Source organism: Facivitalis istanbulensis (genome assembly GCF_040560405.1).
Taxonomy (GTDB): Bacteria; Pseudomonadota; Alphaproteobacteria; order Sphingomonadales; family Sphingomonadaceae; genus Sphingomonas; species Sphingomonas istanbulensis.
This window is the reverse complement of the sequence record NZ_JAVSCQ010000009.1, coordinates 68,939-90,926: the sequence shown is the minus strand read 5'-3', so window position 1 is coordinate 90,926 and position 21,988 is coordinate 68,939. Positions and strand designations below refer to the sequence as shown.

Annotated in this window: 22 protein-coding genes and 1 pseudogene; 14 read left to right on the top strand and 9 right to left on the bottom strand. The window is 59.4% G+C overall.

All coding sequences use genetic code 11. The annotated features are described in order from the left end of the window. Positions 1–83: 83 nt before the first annotated feature. Together RN629_RS08005 and RN629_RS08000 are read right to left on the bottom strand one after the other, a co-directional pair. On the bottom strand, positions 84–254 hold the full coding sequence (locus RN629_RS08005; RefSeq protein ID WP_082143912.1) for a YegP family protein: 171 nt from the start codon (positions 252–254) through the stop codon (positions 84–86). Positions 255–392: 138 nt separating this feature from the next. After that, positions 393–647, bottom strand: a complete 255-nt coding sequence (locus RN629_RS08000; RefSeq protein ID WP_219511536.1) for a hypothetical protein — start codon at positions 645–647, stop codon at positions 393–395. Between the two features lie 160 nt (positions 648–807). On the opposite strand from RN629_RS08000, the gene RN629_RS07995 reads away from it, so the two are divergent. The 6 genes from RN629_RS07995 (at position 808) to RN629_RS07970 (ending at position 8,905) form a co-directional block, all read left to right on the top strand. After that, on the top strand, positions 808–1,440 hold the full coding sequence (locus RN629_RS07995) for a restriction endonuclease subunit S (protein ID WP_407034745.1): 633 nt from the start codon (positions 808–810) through the stop codon (positions 1,438–1,440). 7 nt (positions 1,441–1,447) lie between these two features. Beyond that, positions 1,448–2,974, top strand: a complete 1,527-nt coding sequence (locus RN629_RS07990; protein WP_407034744.1) for a type I restriction-modification system subunit M — start codon at positions 1,448–1,450, stop codon at positions 2,972–2,974. Positions 2,975–3,068: 94 nt separating this feature from the next. Beyond that, the gene (locus tag RN629_RS07985; RefSeq protein ID WP_407034743.1) at positions 3,069–4,265 is read left to right on the top strand and encodes a restriction endonuclease subunit S; all 1,197 of its coding nucleotides are present in this window, start codon (positions 3,069–3,071) and stop codon (positions 4,263–4,265) included. Next, the gene (locus tag RN629_RS07980) at positions 4,262–7,231 is read left to right on the top strand and encodes a type I restriction endonuclease subunit R (RefSeq protein WP_407034742.1); all 2,970 of its coding nucleotides are present in this window, start codon (positions 4,262–4,264) and stop codon (positions 7,229–7,231) included. The genes RN629_RS07985 and RN629_RS07980 overlap by 4 nt, the downstream gene beginning before the upstream one ends. Beyond that, positions 7,228–7,968 carry a M48 family metallopeptidase gene (locus tag RN629_RS07975; protein WP_407034741.1) on the top strand — a complete coding sequence of 247 codons (741 nt, stop codon included), beginning with the start codon at positions 7,228–7,230 and terminating at the stop codon, positions 7,966–7,968. Before RN629_RS07980 ends, RN629_RS07975 begins: the two co-directional genes overlap by 4 nt. Positions 7,969–7,975: 7 nt before the next feature. Further along, positions 7,976–8,905, top strand: a complete 930-nt coding sequence (locus RN629_RS07970) for a DUF5655 domain-containing protein (protein ID WP_407034740.1) — start codon at positions 7,976–7,978, stop codon at positions 8,903–8,905. A 215-nt stretch (positions 8,906–9,120) separates the two neighbouring features. Here the strand turns inward: RN629_RS07970 and RN629_RS07965 are convergent, their stop codons facing one another. Both RN629_RS07965 and RN629_RS07960 read right to left on the bottom strand, forming a co-directional pair. Beyond that, a complete protein-coding gene (locus RN629_RS07965; protein ID WP_407034739.1) occupies positions 9,121–11,673 on the bottom strand; it encodes a S8 family peptidase in 2,553 nt (850 codons plus the stop codon). A gap of 51 nt (positions 11,674–11,724) precedes the next feature. Continuing rightward, entirely contained in the window at positions 11,725–12,735 is a 1,011-nt protein-coding gene (locus RN629_RS07960) for an AAA family ATPase (RefSeq protein WP_407034738.1), read from the bottom strand. Positions 12,736–12,948: 213 nt separating this feature from the next. Here RN629_RS07960 and RN629_RS07955 point away from each other — a divergent pair, with 213 nt between their 5' ends. Next, complete coding sequence (locus RN629_RS07955) at positions 12,949–13,155, top strand: hypothetical protein (RefSeq protein ID WP_407034737.1); 207 nt, start codon at positions 12,949–12,951, stop codon at positions 13,153–13,155. Between the two features lie 589 nt (positions 13,156–13,744). On the opposite strand, the gene RN629_RS07950 is transcribed toward RN629_RS07955, so the two are convergent. The 4 genes from RN629_RS07950 to RN629_RS07935 all read right to left on the bottom strand — a co-directional run bounded on the left by RN629_RS07950 (position 13,745) and on the right by RN629_RS07935 (position 16,194). Further along, positions 13,745–14,353, bottom strand: coding sequence for a hypothetical protein (locus tag RN629_RS07950; RefSeq protein ID WP_407034736.1), 609 nt, complete (start codon positions 14,351–14,353; stop codon positions 13,745–13,747). A gap of 487 nt (positions 14,354–14,840) precedes the next feature. Next, on the bottom strand, positions 14,841–15,248 hold the full coding sequence (locus RN629_RS07945; RefSeq protein WP_407034735.1) for a CopD family protein: 408 nt from the start codon (positions 15,246–15,248) through the stop codon (positions 14,841–14,843). After that, complete coding sequence (locus RN629_RS07940) at positions 15,248–15,580, bottom strand: DUF3817 domain-containing protein (protein WP_407034734.1); 333 nt, start codon at positions 15,578–15,580, stop codon at positions 15,248–15,250. Before RN629_RS07940 ends, RN629_RS07945 begins: the two co-directional genes overlap by 1 nt. Next, positions 15,577–16,194, bottom strand: coding sequence for a TetR/AcrR family transcriptional regulator (locus RN629_RS07935; protein ID WP_407034733.1), 618 nt, complete (start codon positions 16,192–16,194; stop codon positions 15,577–15,579). The genes RN629_RS07940 and RN629_RS07935 overlap by 4 nt, the downstream gene beginning before the upstream one ends. 190 nt (positions 16,195–16,384) lie before the next feature. Between RN629_RS07935 and RN629_RS07930 the strand changes: the two genes are divergently transcribed. The 3 genes from RN629_RS07930 to RN629_RS07920 are packed head-to-tail and all read left to right on the top strand — an operon-like array spanning position 16,385 to position 18,184. After that, positions 16,385–17,095, top strand: a complete 711-nt coding sequence (locus RN629_RS07930; protein WP_407034732.1) for a DJ-1/PfpI family protein — start codon at positions 16,385–16,387, stop codon at positions 17,093–17,095. Between the two features lie 22 nt (positions 17,096–17,117). Then, entirely contained in the window at positions 17,118–17,417 is a 300-nt protein-coding gene (locus tag RN629_RS07925; protein ID WP_407034731.1) for a hypothetical protein, read from the top strand. A gap of 50 nt (positions 17,418–17,467) precedes the next feature. Next, positions 17,468–18,184, top strand: coding sequence for a DJ-1/PfpI family protein (locus RN629_RS07920; RefSeq protein WP_407034730.1), 717 nt, complete (start codon positions 17,468–17,470; stop codon positions 18,182–18,184). Between the two features lie 118 nt (positions 18,185–18,302). Here the strand turns inward: RN629_RS07920 and RN629_RS07915 are convergent, their stop codons facing one another. Then, positions 18,303–18,722: a winged helix-turn-helix transcriptional regulator gene (locus RN629_RS07915; protein WP_407034729.1), complete on the bottom strand. Its 420-nt coding sequence runs from the start codon at positions 18,720–18,722 to the stop codon at positions 18,303–18,305. A gap of 62 nt (positions 18,723–18,784) precedes the next feature. On the opposite strand from RN629_RS07915, the gene RN629_RS07910 reads away from it, so the two are divergent. The 4 genes and pseudogenes from RN629_RS07910 to RN629_RS07895 form a co-directional block, all read left to right on the top strand. Continuing rightward, positions 18,785–19,732, top strand: a complete 948-nt coding sequence (locus RN629_RS07910) for an aromatic alcohol reductase (protein WP_407034728.1) — start codon at positions 18,785–18,787, stop codon at positions 19,730–19,732. A gap of 108 nt (positions 19,733–19,840) precedes the next feature. Next, positions 19,841–20,305 carry an Rrf2 family transcriptional regulator gene (locus tag RN629_RS07905; RefSeq protein ID WP_407034727.1) on the top strand — a complete coding sequence of 155 codons (465 nt, stop codon included), beginning with the start codon at positions 19,841–19,843 and terminating at the stop codon, positions 20,303–20,305. After that, entirely contained in the window at positions 20,295–21,203 is a 909-nt protein-coding gene (locus RN629_RS07900; protein ID WP_407034726.1) for an NAD(P)/FAD-dependent oxidoreductase, read from the top strand. The genes RN629_RS07905 and RN629_RS07900 overlap by 11 nt, the downstream gene beginning before the upstream one ends. Positions 21,204–21,299: 96 nt before the next feature. Beyond that, positions 21,300–21,500 (top strand): annotated as a pseudogene (locus tag RN629_RS07895) (transposase domain-containing protein); the annotation flags it as partial. Positions 21,501–21,988: the final 488 nt, after the last annotated feature.

Below are 21,988 nucleotides of genomic sequence, written 5' to 3'. Positions count from 1 at the left end.
TCAGATTTAGCTTGAGGGGCCGTGCAGGAAAAGGAGCCCCGCAGCGTTCACTACGGGGCTCATTCAAACTCAAGTTAAGTACGTTAGGTCCGGTCGTGGACCTGGGCGAGCGGGGCAACCCTCTTCGCTGCATCGACGCCCGCCTGTGCAGACTGCTTGGAGGTGTAGACCTCGGAGTGGCACAGGGTTTCGCCGTTGGCACCCTTAAGGCGCCAGAAGTACCCGCCTGCGTTCGCGCGGAGGATTTCAAACATGTAGCTGGCCCTCCTTGGGCCGAAAATGAGACCCGTCCGAAGCGCCGGGTCATTGATTTCTGAGGATGGGCCAGCTAGGGTAATGGTGTTCAAGCATGCCTAGCGGGCTTCGGCCCAGGTATTCGGAAATCGGCTGGTTTACGAGACCAGTCGGTTTTCCATCCATTTTGCCTTCGGGGTGAGATACGGCCCCCTCGGCGGAAGTTCGTCTGGACTCACCGGCGGAACTTCAGGAAACCGCGTCCCATCCTTTACTTCAGCGATCCGGCCCTGATTGAGGCCGAAGAACGCTGCGATATCGTGATGGCGGTCGCCCCGCTTGATCATTCCGCGAATGAGCGCCGCATCGCGCTCCGTAATTGTGAGGCCACTGGGCTTCGCCCGTGATGCCATGCATTTCTCCTATGTTTCCAACGCCAGACTCTAGCCTGACGTCGCCTTTATGAGCGCGATTCGCTTGGCTGTCAACAACAAAACACGTAATTTTATGCCGTAGCTAGTTACGGTTTTGTATTCTCTTGACGGCGTAGTGCGCTACGGCTATAGATCGCGTATGACAAAACGAGTGAAAACAGTCGCCGTCGGTCGCTCCGCCGCCCGCCTTCTGGATGTTGCGGAGGTCTTTGCAGGCGTTGGCGTGTCGCGCGAGGAAACGGTGGTTCGCCCTGGCGAACGGCTGCCGGTTATCGGCGTACGTGACCTCCAAGATGGCGCTGTAGCCGCGCGAGAAGCGCTGGACACAGTAGGCTTTTCGTCTCCCTCCAAAGCGGCGACCTATGCGGTGCAGGTCGATGACGTGCTCGTCACGGGGCGCGGTACGCTCCTGAAATTCGGCCTTGTGGGGGATGAGACAGTAGGGGCTATCGTCAGCGCAAACATCATTGTTGTGCGACCCGGCCCCGATGTGGCGGGCGGCGCGCTGTTTGCAATCCTGTCCAGCGATGTGTTTCGCCCAAAGATCGAGGTTCTGCGGAGAGGGGCGACGACGTTGCTGTCCCTGTCGCCAAAAGACCTTGCCAAGCTCGAAATCAAACTGCCGTCTCGGAACGAACAGGAGCGCATCGCCGCCCTCGTTAAGGACGCGCAACTCGCCTACCGCACCGCCCTGGAGGCTGCCGAAATCCGCCGCTCACTCGCGCGGCGTCTGATTGACGCTCGCCTGTTTGGCGACAACCAGAACAATTGAGGAAAATATGGCCAAGCTTACACGCACCGAACTGGAAAATCATCTTTGGAAATCCGCCGACATCCTGCGCGGCTCCATCGATAGTTCCGATTACAAGATCTACATCTTTGGCTTTCTGTTCCTGAAGCGGCTGTCTGATCGCTTTGAAGAAGAAGCCAAGGAGGCCATGCGTCAGGGTCTGCCGGAGGATGTCGCCTACAGCGACCCGGACGAGCATGAATTCTTTCTGGTTGAGCGCGCGCGCTGGTCGTCGATCAAAAAGCTGACGACGGGCATTGGCGATCACCTCAACAAGGCATGCGCCGCGATTGAGGACGCCAATCCCTCGATTGAAGGCGTACTGGCCAATATCGACTTCAATTCCGAATCACGCCTTGGCGACGCCAAGAACCGCGAAGGCGTTTTGTCGCGTCTGATCGACCACTTCTCACGCATCGACCTGTCGAACGCCTCGCTTTCCGAGCCGGACATGCTTGGTCGCGCCTATGAATATCTGATCGACAAATTCGCAGATGATGCAGGCAAGAAGGGTGGCGAGTTCTATACCCCCCATCATGTCGTGCGGCTGATTGTGGAGTTGCTGGATCCCAAGCCGGGCATGCGCATCAGCGATCCCACCTGCGGCTCCGGCGGCATGCTGGTTCAGGTCGCGGAGCATGTGGCGAAGCTTGAAGGCAAGAGACTGGGTGAAGCACTCAACATCACACTGCATGGGCAGGAAAAAAACCTTGGCACATGGGCTATCGCCAAGATGAACCTACTACTGCACGGGCTACGCGATGCGCGTATTGAAAAGGGCGATACGATCCGCAATCCGCGCCTGCTCGATCAGGACGGCAACCTCTTCCTGTATGACCGCGTGATCGCCAATCCGCCCTTTTCGCTGGATAGCTGGGGCGCCGAGGATGTGTCAGGCGACACCGAGAAGAAGGGGCATAACCGCTTCATCTACGGCATTCCTCCTAAGAACATGGGCGATCTGGCCTTCGTTCAGCACATGGTGGCCACGCTCAACACTAAAGGTGTTTGCGGCGTAGTGATGCCGCATGGGGTGCTGTTCCGCGGCTCAGGCGACGGCCGTATTCGCGAAGCGATGCTGAAAGCCGATCTGTTCGAAGCGATTATCGGCCTGCCGGAAAACCTGTTCGCAGGAACCGGCATTCCGGCGACCGTTTTGATCCTCAACAAGGCAAAAGCGCCTGAGCGCAAGGACAAAGTGCTGTTCATTCACGCCGCGAAGGAATTCGAGGAGCGGCCAAAAAAGAACATTCTTGGCGAAAACAACATCACGCGGATCGTCAATGCCTTCAATGCTTGGAAGGATGAGGATCGCTTCTGCCGCATCGTCGACATGAAAGAGATCGAAGAGAACGATTTTAACCTCAACATCTCCCGCTACATCGACACACTTGAGCCCGAGAAGCCGATCAACGTCAAAGCCGAGCTTGGCAAACTTTGGGCCGCCGAGCAGGCACGCGATGAAGCCGCCGCGCGCATGAACGCCCTTCTCAAGGAGATGGGCTATGTCGGGTAACGTACCGAAGGGGTGGCGCGAGGTCCGCATAGGTCAAATCGCTCGCGAAATTTCGAGCAGGAATAGGTCGAGTGCTGACATTCCGGTCTTGAGCATGACGAAGCATCGAGGCTTCGTTCGCTCCAATGAATATTTCTCAAAGTCCGTCTACAGCGAAAACACAGAGAACTATAAGATCGTAAGGCGTGGTCAATTCGCCTATGCAACGATCCACTTGGATGAAGGCTCTATAGACTATCTCAAAAACTATGACGCGGGCCTTATAAGCCCAATGTATACCGTCTTTGAGCTCAGCTCCACAGATGTCGACAAGGATGTCGCCTTTAGGAACTTCAAGCGATTTGCATTGAGCGGTCGTTTTGATCCTTACAGCAATGGGGGGGTCAATCGCAGAAAATCGATCCTGTTCAGCGATCTGGCTGCCTTTAAGTTTGCCATTCCCCCCCTCGCCGAACAGCGCGCGATTTCCGAAGTTTTAGGTGCGATTGAGGAAGCTATCGCCAGATCGGAGGCACTAATTGCGGCGCTCGCCGAGGCCAAGCACGCTACTATGCGCGAGTTGCTGACGCGCGGCATTCGGGGCCAGAAAGCGCCGATAAAGCCCTTACCGTCACGCTGGGTGCTTGGACGAGTAGCCGAGGGGATCACGCATATCCCGGCAGATTGGGACCTCGTGACACTGACGAAGGTAGCCAAGCTCGAAAGCGGTCACACTCCAAGCCGAGATAAGCCAGACTACTGGAATGGTGATATCCCTTGGTTGTCGCTAGCGGACACCGAGGCTCTTGATGCGCTCGAAGTGGACCGGACCTCGGAATGCGTCACCGCTAAGGGAATCGCAAATTCCTCTGCGCGCGTCCTGCCGAAGGACACCGTGGTGTTCTCCCGGACAGCAACGGTCGGTAAGGCCTCGCGGATGAAGTATCCTATGGCGACCAGCCAGGATTTTGCGAACTGGGTCTGCGGGCCAACTCTTGTACCGGCCTATCTCGTTCAGGTTTTCCGCCACATGGAACGCGAGTGGGATCGCCTTCAGGAAGGCAGTACGCACAAGACCATTTATATGCCGGTCTTCAAGAAGCTCCAGATCTTGCTGCCACCGACGACCGAGCAACAAAGGATTGCGGATGTTGGTGAAGCATTTGACATGCGGATCGCGCAAGAGCGTGAGACCCGCAAGGTGCTGGTCGGAAACCGGGATGCGTTAGCTCAGGAACTGCTCTCAGGGCGCATTCGCCTCCCGGAAAGCATCATTGTGCGGCATCGTGACAAAGCCGGGCAAGCTGCATGAACGAAACCAGTGAACAGCTTGAGCGCGAATGGGTAGAGGAGCCGGCGGCGGACCTTCTGAGGGTGCTGTTCGATTATAAGCCCTTGTCACCAGACGACGTACGACGATTGCGCGACGGGCTGGCAACCGAGCCGGTTCTGACGGTGCGCGTTGCGGAATGCCTGACGCGCCTCAATCCGTGGCTCGGCGAGGACGGCGTCCGCCGCGCTGTTGCGGCTGTAACGCGCGTTACAGCCGTCGATGTCATGGAGGCCAACGAGAGCGCCTATACGGCTCTCACCTACGGCGTGACGGCCCCCCATACTGAAGGTGGCAGACGACAGGACCGCAATGTGCGATTCTTCGATTTCGACGATCCATCCGCCAACACATTTGAGTTCGCGCGGCAAGTCGCCATCAAGGGTGCGCGTCAGGACATCATTCCCGATATCGTCGTTTACGTGAACGGTCTCCCGCTCGCTGCCATCGAATGCAAATCGCCGTCACTGGCCGACCCGATGGGTGAGGCGATCCGCCAATTCCGCCGCTATGAAAGCCGGGATGAGTTCGCCGGGCTTGGCGCACCCCGCTTGTTCGAAACGGCGCAGATTTCCATCGCACTTGCGCGCGACGTGGCGAAATATGGCACGACGCTCACGCCTGCCAGGCAATGGGCTGAGTGGAAAGACCCCTATCCACTCACGCTCGACGCGCTTGCGGCGCAATTGGGTCGAACGCCAACCGGACAAGACATCTTGCTCGCCGGGCTTCTCGCCCCGGCCAATCTGCTCGATCTTATCCGCAACTTCGTGATGTTCGAGACTATCGACGGACGGCGCATCAAAAAGCTGGCGCGCTATCAGCAGTTCGTTGCCGTCGGGAAGGCGATTGAGCGCATCCGGACCGCACCTAACCCACAACGCCGTGGCGGGGTCATCCACCACACCCAAGGCTCCGGTAAGTCGCTGACGATGGTGTTTCTTGCGACCAAACTGCGCCGCCTTCCCGAAGCCGAAAATCCGACGATTGTCATCGTTACGGATAGAACCGACCTTGATGACCAGATCACCGGACAATTCCAGCGTTCAGGATTTGCCAACCCCATCCAGGCCGAAAGCGGAGCCGCGCTGCGCAACGCTCTATCGGGCGGCGCTGGAACCACAGTTCTGACCACCGTCCACAAGTTTCACAGCGCCGTGCCGAAACGCTCTTCGGTCATTTCCAAAGCGCGGAACGTCTTCGTCATGGTCGATGAAGCGCACCGGACGCAATATGGTGCGCTTGCCGCTCGGATGCGGGCAGGACTGCCCAATGCCTGCATGATCGCCTTTACCGGCACGCCCATCGACAAAAAGGACCGCAGCACCCGTGAGGTCTTCGGCGACTATCTGCACCGCTACCTGATCGACCAGGCTGTGAATGATGGAGCGACCGTCCCAATCTATTACGAGATGCGCGACGCACAACTACGGATCGACGGCCGCGATCTCGAACGGGATATTCGGGCCACGTTCCCTGAACTGTCGAACGAAGAGATTGAGAAACTGAAGCGCGGCATGCGGCTTCAGGAGAAGCTTGCCGGAGCTCAAGTTCGTGTTGAGGCCATCGCCAAAGATATCCTTGCGCACTATCGAAGCACGATCGAACCGAATGGTTTCAAAGCCCAAATAGTGACGGTCAGCCGAGACGTCGCCGTGACCTACGTCGAAGCTTTGCGGCAGCTCGGTGCGCCAGAATGCGCGCTGATCATGTCTGCATCCAACAACGACAGCGCCCGGTTGCAAGCCCATCACCTGTCCAAACGCGACCGCGACACCATGATTGGCCGGTTCAAGAAGCGTGACGATCCGCTGAAAATCTTGGTCGTGTGCGATATGCTGCTCACCGGTTTTGACGCACCGGTAGAGCAGGTTCTGTATCTCGATGCCCCTCTGCGAGAGCATACGCTTTTGCAGGCCATCGCCCGCGTGAACCGGACCGCTGACGGTAAGACCTATGGGTTGGTCGTTGACTATTGGGGCGACAATCGACGCATTTCCGATGCCCTGGATATGTTCTCGGACGAAGACGGCATAGCCAGTGCGCTTCGTCCACTGTCCGAGAAAGTCCAGCTTCTGGAGAGTCGGCACCGAGCGGCCATTCGACTCTTCGAAGGTATTGGCCGCAAGGACGATACGACGTGCGTCGAGCTGCTGCGCCCCGACGACATCCGCGCCAAATTCGAACTCGACTTCCTACGCTTTGCCGAGGCCATGGACATGGTCTTGCCTGACCCAAAGGCATTGGAAGAACCCTATCCATCCGACTTGAAGTGGCTATCGCGCATCCGCGTTCTCGCCCGCCGCGCCTATCACGAGGAGCCATTTGACCCGAAGGACTACGGCGCGAAGGTGGGCGAGATTATCACCAGCCACCTCTCGGTGACGGGTGTCGAACAGTTGTTGGTGAAGTTCGATATTCTCGACCCCGCCTTCCGTCCGCATCTGGAAAGCCTCAGGTCGAGCGCTGCCAAGGCTGCCGAGATCGAGCACGCCATTCGCCAGGAGATCCACGTCCACCGCGACGAGAACCCGACGGCTTACGCCTCGCTTTGGGAACAGTTGGAGCGGATCGTCAATGATAGGCGGGAAGCTCGCGTCTCCGCTGCCAGCGCCTTGACCCAGCTTGAAGCAATGGTCGGGCGAGCCGCAGATATTCGCTCGGGCGCGGCGGGCAGAAGCGACGGCCTTACCGGAACGGCTGCTGCCATCCTGCCCTTCATTGACGCCGACCTACCAGACCCTGAACGCTCCCGGAGCGCTGCCGGTATCACCAGGGCGCTTGAGGAATATGCCGAGGTTGTCGACTGGCATCAAAAGGAGGACGTCCAGCGACAGATGCGCCGATCCATCAAGGAGCAATTGCGCAGCTTGGGATTGGATGCGCACAAGGTTGAAGCCACGACGGCAAAGATCATGGATGTTGCCCGCGCGAGGTATGCGGGATGACGGACGCGGCTCAGCATTCCATCATTTTTGGCGGCGAAACGTTTGCGTTCCTAATCGAGCGGACGGCGCGTCGGAAAACCGTGGCGATATCTGTTGGTTTCGACGGAGTGCGCGTCCTCGCGCCGTCGGACTTAGACGATGACCGCGTCCTCGGCATCGTTCGCAAGAAAGGAGCTTGGCTGCTTCGCAAACAGGCGGCGTACCGCGAACTGGGGGGGCAGCCGGTCGCCAAGGAATTTGTGAGTGGCGAGACCTTTGACTACCTCGGCCGCCAATATCGCCTGAAGCTCATTCCCGACGAAACCGCCGTCACGACCCGGATTACTGCGAGAGGTTCCACCCTTGTTGCTCCGGTGCTGCCGAATGGCCATGAATCCATTCAGCGCGCCGCTGTCCGCAGCGGGCTCAGGCACTGGTATCGAGCGCATGCGATCCAGCATTTTCCTGCCCGCGCGCGAATGATCGCAGAGACGCTTGGCATTCCAACACCGACCGTCAATGTCGTTGACCAGTCCAAACGCTGGGGAAGCTGCGATTCACGGGGGCGCATACGCCTCAACTGGCGCTTGGTGATGGCTCCGATGCCGCTGGTCGACTACGTTATTGCACACGAGGCTTGTCACGTTCTTGAGCACAATCATTCACGGCGATTTTGGCGGTCGTTGGAAACGATCATGCCGGACTACGAGGATCGCCTAAGAAGACTTGATAGAATGGGGCACCAGTTCATTTGGTGATTTTTGTATGAGCGATATAAAACTCTTTCGCACGGACAGTGCTTCGGTCACAGAGCTTCGCGGCAGCGCGGTCGCGCTGGAGAAGTCGTTGCAGACCCTTATTGAACGCAACATGGAAGCGTTCCTCGGTGTGCGGTTTCTTGCATCGGAGTTTTCGACGACGAACGGCGGACGCATGGATTCGCTGGGCATCGACGAGAATGGTTCGCCTGTGATCGTCGAGTACAAACGGGCCAGCAATGAGAACGTCATCAACCAAGGCTTATTCTACCTCGACTGGCTGATGGACCACCGCCGTGATTTCGAATGGCTTGTTCTGGAGCGCTTCGGCGCCGAAGAGGCGAAGGCCGTCGATTGGACGACGCCCCGGCTGATCTGCATCGCGGGTGATTTCACAAAATACGATGCTCATGCGGTCAACCAGATGAACCGAAATATTGCGCTGGTTCGCTATCGCCGCTTTGGTGACGAACTCTTGCTGTTCGAACTGCTGACCTCGGCATCGGAGCGGCCCGCGCGCGAAATCTCCGCCAGCGTTGACACCCAAGGCGAGCCTGCGGCGATGCGACCTCGGTCGCGCCAGAAAACTGTCACGCAGTACCTCGCGGATGCTGACCAGGACCTTGTCGATCTCTACGAGGCAACGAAGGCGTACCTGCTGGCGCTAGGCGATGATGTCGAGTTGAAGACCCTAGACAACTATGTCGCCTTCCGCCGCCTGAAGAACTTTGCGTGCGTCGAGGTCAAGCCGCAGATCAGGCACCTTAAAGTTTTCGTCAAGATCGATCCGGCGACCATACAACTTGAGCCGGGTTTTACCCGCGACGTGCGCAATATCGGTCACTTCGGCACTGGCGACCTCGAAATCATCATCACTGATGTCGCCACGCTGGACAAAGCCAAGCCACTGATTGACCGCAGCTATGATGGGGCCTAATGCCAGAGATTGGGCTTAGATATTTGTCATTTTTGCTTCGATGAAATACTGCGCCTTGATGGTGATGTGGTTTCAAGCAGCAAGAAATAGCCGATACTTTGCAGGCCGGAAATTATCTTGCATGAACCCATAATCGTTGGGCGCGGACCGACAGCTCCGCCGACTGCCCGCTATAGCCCGACACTTCGCCGCCAAATCGCACCGAAACCAGCCGATCAACCGAGCAACACTTCGATTTCCTTCGCATCAACCAATGTCGTGATTTCCGAATAGAGATCTACCTGCTGGCCGGGCGCGGAAATCGAGATGACCAGCGCGTAACGCGCCTTGTCGGCTACGCGCTTCTGCCCAACATGCGACTTCCACCAACCTCCGACGGGGTAAACGGCAATAGCATCGTGCCCGGCGAGGTCGATCGCTCGTCCGCGCCAGAGATCGCAATGGAGGGAGCCCGCCTGGATCGCCTTTGGTCCGAGCAGCCAGCAGCTCGTCTCGCCGTCGGCCTCCGTGCCATCCTTCGCCTGGCTCGCGGAAATTCGGCTGCGGAATCGGGCGCTCGTCTCGGTGCGCTTCTTCATATCGAAGCGCAGACCAAAGGAACGATAGGTGTCCGGGCGGGTGGCGGCTTTTCCGGTTAGGTTGGGCTCGATGAAATAGGACAATGTCACCTTCATCGTGACGATCTCGTTCTCGAGCTGCTCCAGCGCCGTCTTGGGCCAAGGGAGATCATAGAAATGCATCTCATTGAACACGCCGGTTCGGCCGTCCGCGCCTATCGCAAAAGGCTGAAGCTCTGCCTGCGCAACAAGCGTAGCATCGTTGCGCGCTGAGAGGACCGCGCGGCCGATGTCCGGTACGCCGTATCCGAACTCGCGAAGCATTGCCTGCTTCTTCGCTTTGGTGGCGTCCTTGCCCGTTTTCCAGTGCGCGCCTGTGCCGATGAACTTCTTTCGGATGGGCTCGGGCCAGCCCGCGGAGTCGACTATGAGCGCGCGATGCGTTTCCGGCCAGAGGTCGGGCCGAGCCGCTTGGAGCCGACCGACGAAATTGCCGGCCATGCCTGCGGCGGCGCTGGTCGCCCAGAACGGGACCAAAGGCTCGCCCGCCACATCTGACCCCGCTGATAGAAGGGACACGGACGGGTCCCAGCCGCAGAAGCCCGTGGCGTCGGACATCATGTTGCCCGCCTCGAACAGCACCTCGGGCTTGATCGGGGTCAGGTCATCGGGAAGCGACTGAGAACCGCGGCTGAACGGGCTGCGATGATTGGCGGGGACCGCCGCCTGCAACACGGGAGGCGGCGCCGGCGGCTGCTCCTTGCGCGTGAAACCGCCGATGGTGAGGGCGTTCCAGCTTTGCGACGGATCTTCCAACGGATGAGAGGGCAGCACGTCCACAGCCATTCCGCCGGATACGTTTCCGGTGGCGACGACCATCAGGCGCTTGGGACGTTCGGATGCCGCAACTTGGTCATCAACCTCGCCAGGCATCGCCCCGGCGATGATCTGATCCAGCGCACCGCTCCAAGTCGATGGTCGGCTGGGCGGGAAGTCCGTCGCGGAGGTCGCGATACAGAAACTGCGCAGCGCGTCCGGCCGTTCGATCTCGACCGCACTGACCGCACCTTGCGTGACGACCCCATAGCTGGGCGGCTTGGTCGGCGGGAATCCGTGCGGTGGCAACAGTTTCATGGATTCCGCGCCGTGCGTCAGCGTGACCGGACGCGCGTCGTTCATCAAGGGTTCGAGATCGCCATATAGGACGAGGCCTGTCAGCGGCGTGCCGTGACCGCCGTTCGGCTGATGATCGTCGGCGCCCCAGGCAGCATCATAGGCCCACGCACCACGCAGGCCGGGAGCGATCAGGGGGTGGGCGGCAGCAACGCCCGTATCGAGCGTGCAAACCACCGGGGCATCGTGCGCGGGCGCCGAGACCCTCTGGGACAATTCGGCGACCCAATCGTGCTGACCCAGCCCTATCTCTCCACGATCGAGAAAGGGTTCGATCGTCCCTGTCGCACGCCTGATTTCGGTGATCGCGCCCGGTACGCGCGTCGCGAAGAGCGCAACCGTCGCGGCGGCGCCGTGCAGAAACAGGACGGTCGTGTCGGGGAAGATCAGGCGGTCGTCATGAACATCGATATTCGCATTGCGCGCCGAGTTAACAAGGCGATCCGCCAAGGCGACAGGCTGGCGAACCCACAACTCCCACCAAACGATGTCCGGCGCAGCCAAGTCTATCGCGCCCGTGAACAATGATCCTGTGTCAATCGCCCGGACCTCCTCGACGACCTCGAAGCGCTCGACATCAGGACGTCGTTGATTGCCCGGATCGAGACCATACTCACTGATACGGCCTTGCAAGAAGGCGCGCGCATCATCCGGCACGAACAGCAATGCGCTCTCCGTGCGATCGTCGTTCCGTTCGGAGCGGAGCACCACCACGTCCTGCGTAGGAAACTCGAGCGCTGTTGGAACCTTGACCGCCTTGGTCCGGGAGTCCTCGGCTGGCGGCAGTGTCGTGATCTCGACGATCGTGCCGGATTTCAGGCCCTGAACGGTGAGACGAGGATCGTCGGCTGGCAGTGGAACATCGCCGAGCGCAGCGGCGAGTTGATCAAGCAAACGTGCGGCGTGCGCAGCATAGTCGCCGCGAAGCGGTTTGCGTTCCTGATTGCGTGATGGGAAGGTGTAAGCTGCCGTCTCACGGAAAACGTCGATCGGTATGTGCTGACGGTTTCTCGTTTCGAAATTATCTGGCTCCGCCATAAGTCCTTGCTCGTTTGTTCGAGTTCCAGTCTATCCGTTGGCGGAGCCTGCCTAACGGCTGGATTGACGACGGAACTTACCCTTTAATGTTTGTCGGTTCTCCAAAGCGCCTTGTAGCGCTTCAGGTGAGGCCTTCGACGCCCCTTCAAGGATAGCGTCCTTCACGACGGCATCTGCGGCACGAACCAATTCGCCCTGGCTGAGCCCCTCCAGCGACGTTTCGAGTGCAGGCCACGCCTTTGCGGCGAATTTGAATTTGCCAAGGCGGCGCTCAACGATCGCGCGGGCGGCCGCGACGTCTGGCAGGGTGTATTCGATCACCTCATCGAAGCGCCGCGCCAGCGCTTCATCCAAGATCTCGACGTGATTCGTTGCCGCCAGCACGAGGCTGTCGGTCGAGTTTGGCTCTTCCATAAAGGCCAGGACCGAGTTCAACACCCGGCGGATCTCGCCGACATCGTTCGGGTCGCCCCGGCGAGCGCCGATCGCGTCGAACTCGTCGAGTAGATAGACACCGCGTGTTTGCGCGATTTGATCAAACAGAAGTCGCATCTTGCCGGCGGTCTCGCCAAAAAAGCGGCTGAACAACGCTTCGAGACGCACAGTGAAGAGCGGCAGGCGCAATTCCCCGGCAAGCGCCGAGGCGGTCATGGTCTTACCTGTGCCAGGCAGACCGACGAGCAGCATGTGTGTCGCCGGCGTTTGGCCGTGTTCGCGCAAGGTTGCGCGTTCCTGTTGCTGGCGAACGATCCGCCCAAGCCTTGCGGCGATGTCGTCCGACAGCACCATGCTTGACAACGTGACCTTGGGATAGGCGCTCTCGACAAGACCTTGCAATTCACCCCGTGGCCGAGCTAGCGGGATCGGTGTCTGCCCGCCTGCGGGCTTTCCGACATGACGCTGATCTCTAGCCTTTTGGACAAGGCGCTTCAGCTTTTCGGCATCCTCGGCCCGACCTTGACGGGCTTCCTGTGCCGCAATCTGCAAGGCGATCGACAGAAGCTGATCTTCATCTCCGTCGATATGCGAGTTGAGGAGCGCGAGAATATGCTTGGTAGACATGCTCGCCTCCTTTCTTCGATTCGGCCTCGCTATACTATTATGTGCTTTAGATGCCACGGGCGATCATTAGCTCGGCATGACGGTATCCCAGAAGTCTCCCAAAAGCCACCGTTTCCTGTGGTTCTCCGGCGCTCAGGATCGTCAGAGACACTGCTGGGCTTGTCCGATGCATGCCTGCATCAGACGTATGGTGACCGGCACCAGCCACCCCGATTGCTCGATATAGCTGGCGATACCTACCTGATTGCCGCCAACACCCTCCAGTTCGAGAGCTGTCCGGCCACCAACGAAAAGGCGATGGCTGAAAAGCGTCTGGAGCGAGATAATAGCCTGCTGCTAACTCAACTGCCCGCGGGAGCGGCGATAGACCCGGCGTGCCGGCTGTTCGAGCCGGCCCAAGCCGACATATTGAGTGTGTAGCGAGGTACAGTAGTCGCGCACAGAGAACCACGCGGAATCAACGAGCACGCCTTCCGGGAGGAGGCGCTCAAGCTGCTTTAGCTTTCCCACGCCTTGCTCGCTCATGGTGGCGCCAGTTTGAAAATTTAGCGGTTAGCGTCACATCGGTTAGCAAATGTGGCATTTGGCAAACCCGCGGTCTTCGCCTTGATACAAATCCTCGCAGTCTGATGGCTGAAGACTGCAGTTTAGTATCAGCAGCCAGAGAGGTCTAGTCCGTCTCGGCCCCCTTAGTCGGCAAGGCCAACCCGCCATCGCAGCGATATAGAATCGAGGCGGGTGTATTGATTTCGCCGGTTTTGACGGTACTTTATCGGGAGCAAAAGATTCGCGGTGTGAGGTCTAGGTCTCACCGCGAAACGGTCGATAGATACCGATAGTTCACAGAATTTTTTCTGCGTTAAAATTGCCAAAAAATCCTGCAAAATCAAAAGGATATGTTTTTGACGGCCTATGCCTCGGCGCTGGCGGTCACAGAAAAGATTTTCTACAATAAAATCAATCGCTTATTGTAGAAAAAATATTAGAGTGGGAAAAGTACCCACGTGTATTATGCGGATATAATACCTGAAACGTCGGCGGCAGCGGCGGCACGGCTGGCGAGGATAGCGGCCTTGGCCCGCTCAAACTCTGCTTGGAAGCACCTTAGCTCGAACGGACAACAAACAAGCCTCGCCCCTCGTGAAACCGAACCGTCATCCGATGGCTGGTCATACCAAAGTGCTGCTCTATTATCCCGGCGGTCAATGCAGCGATAATACAAAAGTCCATCGGTATGGCGCTCCACCCAAATGAAAGGACCCTTCTCCCAGAGGTATAAAAGCCTGCGGCGGAGATTTTTCTGTTGTCGATCTGTTTCGAACGGCTCGGTGCAGCGCATTTTATCTCCGACTGCAAGCCGGAGGAATGGTGCCAGCTTTCTGCGTTCTTCGGACTCAACCCGCTGCACGAAAATGTAATCGGTTCGCTTGTGAAGGTGGAAATGGTATCCGGCTAGCCGGTATCTTGCGGACTGCCTTTTCACCCGCTCCCAGAGCGCCTTCAGCGTGTCGCCCTCATCTGGGCGTAGGTCGACTGAACCACCGACTTGCAAGTCCAGCATGCTGCGAAGGTAAGGCGCTCGCCAGCGCGCCGTGACCGCCTCCACCTGCGCCGGCATCACTGGCACTCCATCGCAATGTCGCTTTGCAGCGGTTCAGTCCGGATGACCCACAACGTTCCATCGTCGCGATGTTGAACGTCAAAGCGCCCTCTGCCCTGCTTTCGCAGGCGGGCAGCGCGCCCCTCTGCCAGACTGATCGCCCCGTCATCCGGCTCAGGATGCCATAGGATCGACCTTCCGACGTCGAGTTGTTCCCAATCCGACAATTTGCGGATCGGTCCGCCCGGCAGCTGCCTTACACAGAGAAATCTGTCGATGACGCGAAAGCTGAACCATTCGCCATGGCAAAGGCCCAGTTCGCCGTCATCTTCGGCGAACGCTTCATCAGGGCCATGCCGGTGTAATGTTCATCCGCCCGCCCGCACACGAAATTCCTGACACTCCCCAATTAGAGTGGGCATTCGTCGTCCCTTCCTAGGTCCAGACTGTCATAGTCGATGGGCTACTCAGAAGGGGGCTGCTCAACGCTATGATAACTCTGTTCTCAAAACGGCTTGATGACCGCTAACACCGCGATAGCGAGCGCACCGAAGGCCACGATAGCGGGCGTAGAAAGGTAAATGCGCTTTGCCCTCACCGATCGGTCCCTCAACGCTCGCCGAAGGCGGCCCGACTGGATGCCGTGCATGCCGCTCAGGAAGACGACGATCGCCAGCTTCACGGCAAGCCAGCCACTGGTGAAGAAGGCGCCCTTCACGGCAAGCAATATTCCGAACAGCCATGTTGATAGCATCGCAGGTGTCGTGACCCGCTGGTCCCAGCGTTCGATGGCTCTGTGCAGATTGGAAGCCCCCTCCCAGAGCGTCGCCACGGCGAGAGTCTGCGCCATCAACCCACCGATGAAGATGAGGACGGACGCGACGTGTGCGGCCTTCAGCCAAAGATAGAGCATCAGCGCGCGACACCGTCGGCCATCGCCCGCTCCCGTCTTTTCAGCCAGCGCTCGTTGACGAAGCTGCCGAACGGGACAAGCGCACCAATGACGAAGCGAATGGTCTCGCGAGACGTCCACGCGTCGCTTGAGGCCGCGGCCATCAGGGCCCAGACATAGGCGACGAAGGCGACGCCGTGGATCGGCCCCATGACGCTGACGGCAACCGGCATATGCAGCAAATGCTTCAACGGAACCGCCACGAGAATCAGGCAGACCAGCGTCGTGCCTTCGATCAAAGCCATCAGACGCAAGCGCCGGAACGCGGCCACATCAGGTGCGTGAACATTCATGGCTGGACCGCCTCGGGCTGGTGGGACGGCGGCGAATGTCGTTCGATCAAGGCATCAAGCGCATGCCGGGCACGCATATCGGCATCCGCAGATTTCAGGAACCGGCTCGATACATGATGGCCGAGATAGATGGCACACAGTTCCCAAACAAATTGGTCCACGTCTGTGTCTTCCGCAAGCTGGCCGAGCCATTTGGCCTCAAGGACATAGGTTGCGAGTTGCTGCCGCCATTGTCGTTCCATTGCCGTGGCACGAGCGCGAACTTCACCCTCGACATCATCAAACTCGAACAGTGCGCCGGCGATCGGACAACCACCGGTAAGACCCGCGCGACGCCACCAGCCGAGCCAGTGCTCCATCACGGACCGCAAACGCCGAAGGCCCTCGGGTGCTTGCAGGGCAGGTTGGAAAATGACGTTGAACGCCATCTCGGACATGCTCTCAAGTACCTCGATCTGAAGCTGCTCCTTCGATTTGAAGTGCGCAAAAAGCCCGCTTTTCGATATGCCCGAAGCCGTCGCGAGTTGCCCGAGGGTTACACCCCCGACTCCATGGACACTCATTTGATCCAGACCGATCTGCAGCAAGCGCTGTTTGGTGGTGTTGCCTTTCATAGGGCAATGGATACGACCGATCGTGCTTATTTGCAACATCTTATTTGCATGGCGAGTGGCCCTACCAGCCGCCTTGCGGACGCAGAAATGGCAAGGAATTATAGATTTTTATTGCAGAACAAAGAATCCTGCCTAGAAAAGTACGACCGGTCGTACTGATTCGGATTGTCGTTCCACGGAGGTAATTGACATGGAAGTTGGCTTGGAGGCCGGGCGACCGCGGATCGCGATCCTGCTTTATGATGGCCTGACCGCACTGGATTTCATTGCTCCCCATCAGGCGTGGGCGATGTTCGCCGATGTTTTCCTGGTGTCGAGGGATGGCGCTCCGATCACGACGGACAGCGCGATCGTCATTCATGCCACCCATTGCTTCGAAACATGCCCCGAGCAGTTGGATGTCTTCTTCGTGCCCGGCGGCATGGCGACGTTCGACCTGATGCTTGATGTCGAGACCATCGAGTTCGTCCGTGCGCAGGGTGAACAGGCCCGCTATGTCACGTCGGTCTGTAACGGTGCCATGGTTCTCGGCGCTGCCGGCCTTCTGGATGGCTACCGTGCTGCAACGCATTGGGCGACCCGCCACATGCTGGGGCTGACCGGCGATGTCGAAGTCGTTCCCGATCGAGTGGTCATCGATCGCAACCGACTGACCGGAGGCGGCGTGACGGCAGGTCTGGATTTCGGCCTCACGGTGTTGGCGCGGCTTCAGGGTGAACAGGTCGCCAAGAATGCGCAACTCATTCTCGAATATAACCCGGCGCCACCCTTCAATGCCGGGCATCCCAGCGTCGCCGATGAGGAGACCATCGCGCAGGTCAAGGCCTTCCTCAGCCAGATGGATGACCACGGGTTAGCGCAGGCGCGAGAGGTCAAGCGGCAGCGTGCCCTGACCGCCTAGATTGTATTTGGGAGAAAGACTTATGAGCCTTCACGGCCGCTGGCAGATCAGCATTCCGACACCGCTGGGCAGACAGGATGTGCTGCTCGATATCGTCCATCGAGAAGGGCCGATTTCAGGGACCGCGACGCAGGGCGACGAAACCGTGCCCTTCATCGATCCGGTGGCGGACGGCGACCGGATCCAGTGGTCGCAGCGCATCACCAAGCCCATGAGCATGGTGATCAAGTTCGACCTGACCCGCGACGGAGAGACGCTCACCGGACGCGCCAAGCCCGGATTCCTCCCGAGTATCAGCGTTTCCGGGACGCGTGTGGACTGATGGAGCAACGCATGACGCAAATTAGGACTAGCCAATGGTCGCTGATGGCTATGACGCCGCAGATGACGGGAAAGCCGCCGCTGCAGGTGGCGATGCTGACATTTCCGGGCTGTACCCTTCTCGACCTCGTAGGACCGCTCACGACACTGCACGGGCCGATGCAGACGCACCTCGTCTGGAAGACGAAGGATCTGATCCAGTCCGACATCGGCATCAACATTGCGCCGACGATGTCGTTCGAGGACGCCCCGGATGCGTTCGACATCCTGTTCGTGCCCGGAGGGTCCGGACAGGTGGACCTGTTCGACGATCGGGAGGTCATGGGCTTTCTGGCGCATCATGGCGCGCGTGCCAAATGGGTCACCGCAGTCTGCAGCGGGTCGATCATCCTGGGCGCTGCGGGCCTCCTCGACGGGTATCGCGCCACGACCCATTGGGCCGGGCTGGCTATGCTCGAGATGTTCGGTGCGGAGCCCGTCTCCGAGCGCGTCGTCATCGATCGCAACAGGATCACGGGGGGCGGGGTCACGGCGGGCATCGATTTCGGCCTGACCCTGCTGGACACGATCCTTGGAGAGCATGTCGCCAGGACGACTCAGCTGCTCATGGAATATGATCCGGCCCCGCCTTTCGATGCAGGCAATCCCGCGCGTGCCGGCGATCAGGCTGTGACCGCGTCATTCGAGGTGCTGGCACCAGTGGCCGAGCAAACGATGGCGATCCTCGGTCCCCGCCTGTCGCAATCCAAGCCGTTGGAAGATCTCTGATCGAATGCGTCCTGAGGCTTCCGTCAGTACCGGACGGTCGAAGGAGATCGATCGTCCGACCGGCTCGGCTCGAGAGTAGTGCCAGCGCAGCGCGGGCTCAGGATCGCTGTTATCGCCATCACTTTCCAGCCCGGTCAAATCGATCCCTGGAGCTGCGGACATCTTCGGCATTGTCGATGACCCACGACCATAGCGGCATCATGCCCATCAGAAAGGCGCGTCCAAGATCGGTCAGATCATAATCGACGCGCGGCGGGACTTCGCCATGGTCCGTCCGCACGATCAGGCCATCGCGCTCGAGGTGACGCAGGGTTCGTGTCAGCATGCGCTGCGTCACAGGCTTCAGTTCGCGAGCTAGCGCCGCATGACGAAGCGTCCCGGCAACCCCGAGCGCATGGACCACACCCAGCGACCAGCGATTGCCGGCATGCGACAAGACCTCGCGTTTGAGCCCATCGTCCTCCTCGCTGAGTGCGTCACACGCGGCACGGGAGTGGCGCATCGCTTCAACGAAATCCGGATTATCATGCAGGATCAAGAATGTGCCTTCTTCTGTAAATCCTCGCGCCTGCGCATCTATGCGGCGAGGAGATGCAAAGCATGATGGATATCGACGTAAAACGCACTGGCATTCTGGTGCTCGGTGCCGGCGAATTGGGAATGGCTGTGCTGAACGAATTGGCCCCCGCCGACGCCCGGCGCCGCGCGGGATCGGTGTCGGTGCTGCTTCGCCCACAAACGACAGCGGTCGTATCTGCAGCGCGCCACGCGGTGCGTGCGCTGGGGATCGATATAATCGACGCGGATCTGGCAACCTCCAGCGTCGAAGAACTGATCGCTATATTTTCTCGCTTTTCGATGGTCATCTGCTGCACCGGCTTTGTCGGCGGGCCTGGCACGCAGCAGCGCATCACCGAGGCCGTGCTGGGGGCCGGCGTCGATCATTATATCCCGTGGCAGTTCGGCGTAGATTACGACGTGGTGGGGCGCGGTAGCGGGCAGGCGGTCTGGGACGATCAGCTCGACGTCCGAACGCTGCTTCGCTCGCAGGACCGGGTCCGCTGGACGATCATCTCGACCGGCATCTTCACGAGCTTCGTGTTTCTGCCGGAGTTTGGCGTGGTCGATCTTCGGTCCGGCACTGTGCGTGCACTGGGACATTGGGACCATCGATTGACGGCCACGACTCCCGAGGACATCGGTCAGGTGACCGCCTTGGTCGCGAGCGATCCGATCACCTTTGCGAACCAGATCCTGCATGTTGCCGGCGATACCTTCACCTATCGCGATCTCGCGGACACAGTAGATGGCGTGCTCGGCATCACCGTCGAGCGCCTGCTGTCGACGCCCGAACAGCTTCGTGCCGATACCGAGCGTGATCCCACGGATTTGATGGCAGCATACCGACTTGCTTTTGCGCGACCCGATGGGGTCGCCTGGCCGATCGAAGACTCTTTCAATGCGAAGCTTGGACTGGCGACGGTCGATATTGCCACCTGGTTGCGGCGATCGCGCGAGACAATGCGCGTTGGGGGACCAAAGCGATAAGCGCCTGTCAGGAATTTCGTGTGTGGGCGGGCACTTGGCACCTCCTCTCACAGCAATGCTGGCCGATCATTGTTGACAAAGACCGTTTCATGCAACATATGAAATTACATGAAACGGGATAGCAAGCTGTCGGGCGTGCTCCATGTCATGCTGCACATGGCGGAGGTCGGCCGTCCGGTGACATCGGAGACCATGGCCAAGGCGATGCAGACCAACCCGGTGGTCATTCGCCGGATCATGTCGGGTCTTCGAAACGCAGGGTTCGTTCGCTCGGAGAAGGGGCATGGTGGAGGGTGGACGATCACGCGCGATCTTGCCGCGATCACGCTGCGTGATGTCTATGCCGCACTCGGCAGCGGGGAGCTGTTCGCGATGGGAAACCGAACCGAATCGCCGGGCTGCCTCGTCGAACAGGCGGTAAATGCCGCGCTGAACACCGCCTTCGACGACGCCAAAGCGCTGCTGCTCGGCCGTCTTGAGGCCATTACGCTCGCAGAGCTCAGTGCAGACTTCCACGACCGCATGGTCGCAAGCGGTAAATCGATAGACCTGGAGACTGTTCATGCAGCATGACGCGATCGTGATCGGGGGTAGCTTCGCCGGCTTGTCCGCCGCCATCCATATAGCCCGCGCGCGCCGGTCTGTGTGCGTCATTGACTCCGGTTCCCCCCGTAATCGCTTCGCCGAAGCCTCGCATGGCTTTTTCGGTCAGGACGGTGCCAATCCCCAGGCAATGATCACCGCATCGCGACAGGCGGTCGCGCGATACCCCACCGTGCGGATGATTTCGGGTGTTGCGACTGGTGCGCGGGCAGTGGCGAGCGGTTTCGAGGTCGCCCTCGCCGGAGGTGGCATGGTGGCCGCCGCCAAGCTGGTGCTGGCGTTCGGCATCTCCGACATATTGCCGGACTTGCCGGGCCTCGCCGAACGTTGGGGACGCAGCGTGTTGCATTGTCCTTATTGCCATGGCTTCGAATATGGTGGCGGCAGGCTGGGCGTGATGTGGACAGCTCCCATGTCGGTGCATCAAGCGGCTCTGATTGCCGACTGGGGGCCGACAACGCTGTACCTGAACGGCAACGATCTCCCCGACCAGGCGGCCCGCACGATGCTGGATCGTCGCGGCGTCGCGATCGAGCCGGCACCCATTCGTTCTTTGCAGGGCGGAAACGACTCGCTGTCGTCGCTGCTGCTGGATGGCGGTCGTTCGGTCGCGATCGACGCCCTGTTCCTCGCTCCGCGCTCTCGGCTGAACAGCCCGATCGCCGAGAAACTCGGTTGCGCGCTGGATGACGGCCCGTTCGGCAAGGTGATCCACACCGACGCCGCCAAGCTGACTACTGTTCCGGGCGTCTACGCAGCCGGCGACATTGCCCGCGTGCCCCACAATGCAAGCTGGGCGGCGGCCGACGGCGTGACGGCGGGCATTTCCCTTCACCAATCGCTCGTGTTCGAACCGTTGGCTGTCTGAGGCACGCCGCTGATGATGACGCTCTACGAGTTTTGCTCGGACCCTGGGCTTTCTCGATCTGGTTGAGCGACGGCGCGATCAATGAAGCTCTTGAGGCGTACCCTGCCATCAAGGCGAGCGCGCTACCTCTTCGCCGGCTCCCACAAAGGCGGTGACCGGGCAGCGTCGACCTACACGCTGATCCAGACCGCCCGGCTCAACGTCGTCGAGCCCGAAGTCTGGCTGCGTGACGTACTCACCCGCATCGCCGATGGTCGACCGGCCAACCGTATCGGTGAACTCGCGCCATGGGCTTGGAGTCATGTTGGTGAGGGGTATGCAACAAATGCTGCCTCTCAACCTGGTAAAATGACACGCCAAAGTCGCCCTCCAATACGAACACAGCAAAACGTCGATCAGGGAAATCTCGCGATAGCTTGGCGAAAGGCATGATGGCCATTATCACTGCAAACCACGCGGCTTGCTGAGTCTTGAGGGGCTCTTCGGCTATGTCGTTCAGAAAAACGCCCTCAAGAAGATGGGCGTTCATTGCCGTTTCGACCTGCTGACGGGATGTCCGGCGCTCTCCCACGAGTGGAGTTGTTCTACGTCGAGCGGGCCTCGAAGTACATAGTCTTCAAATACGACAAAATCCCGCCACAGCATTGAGCAGAGCCCAAGTGCGTGGTCGACGCGGCCCTTCATGAAGACCCGATCGTCAGGTGCAATGCCGTTGCCTCCGTTCCAAACGGCCAACTCGGGCATGAACTGAACGTAAGCGACGTGTTGGTCCCTTGCAACGGGCT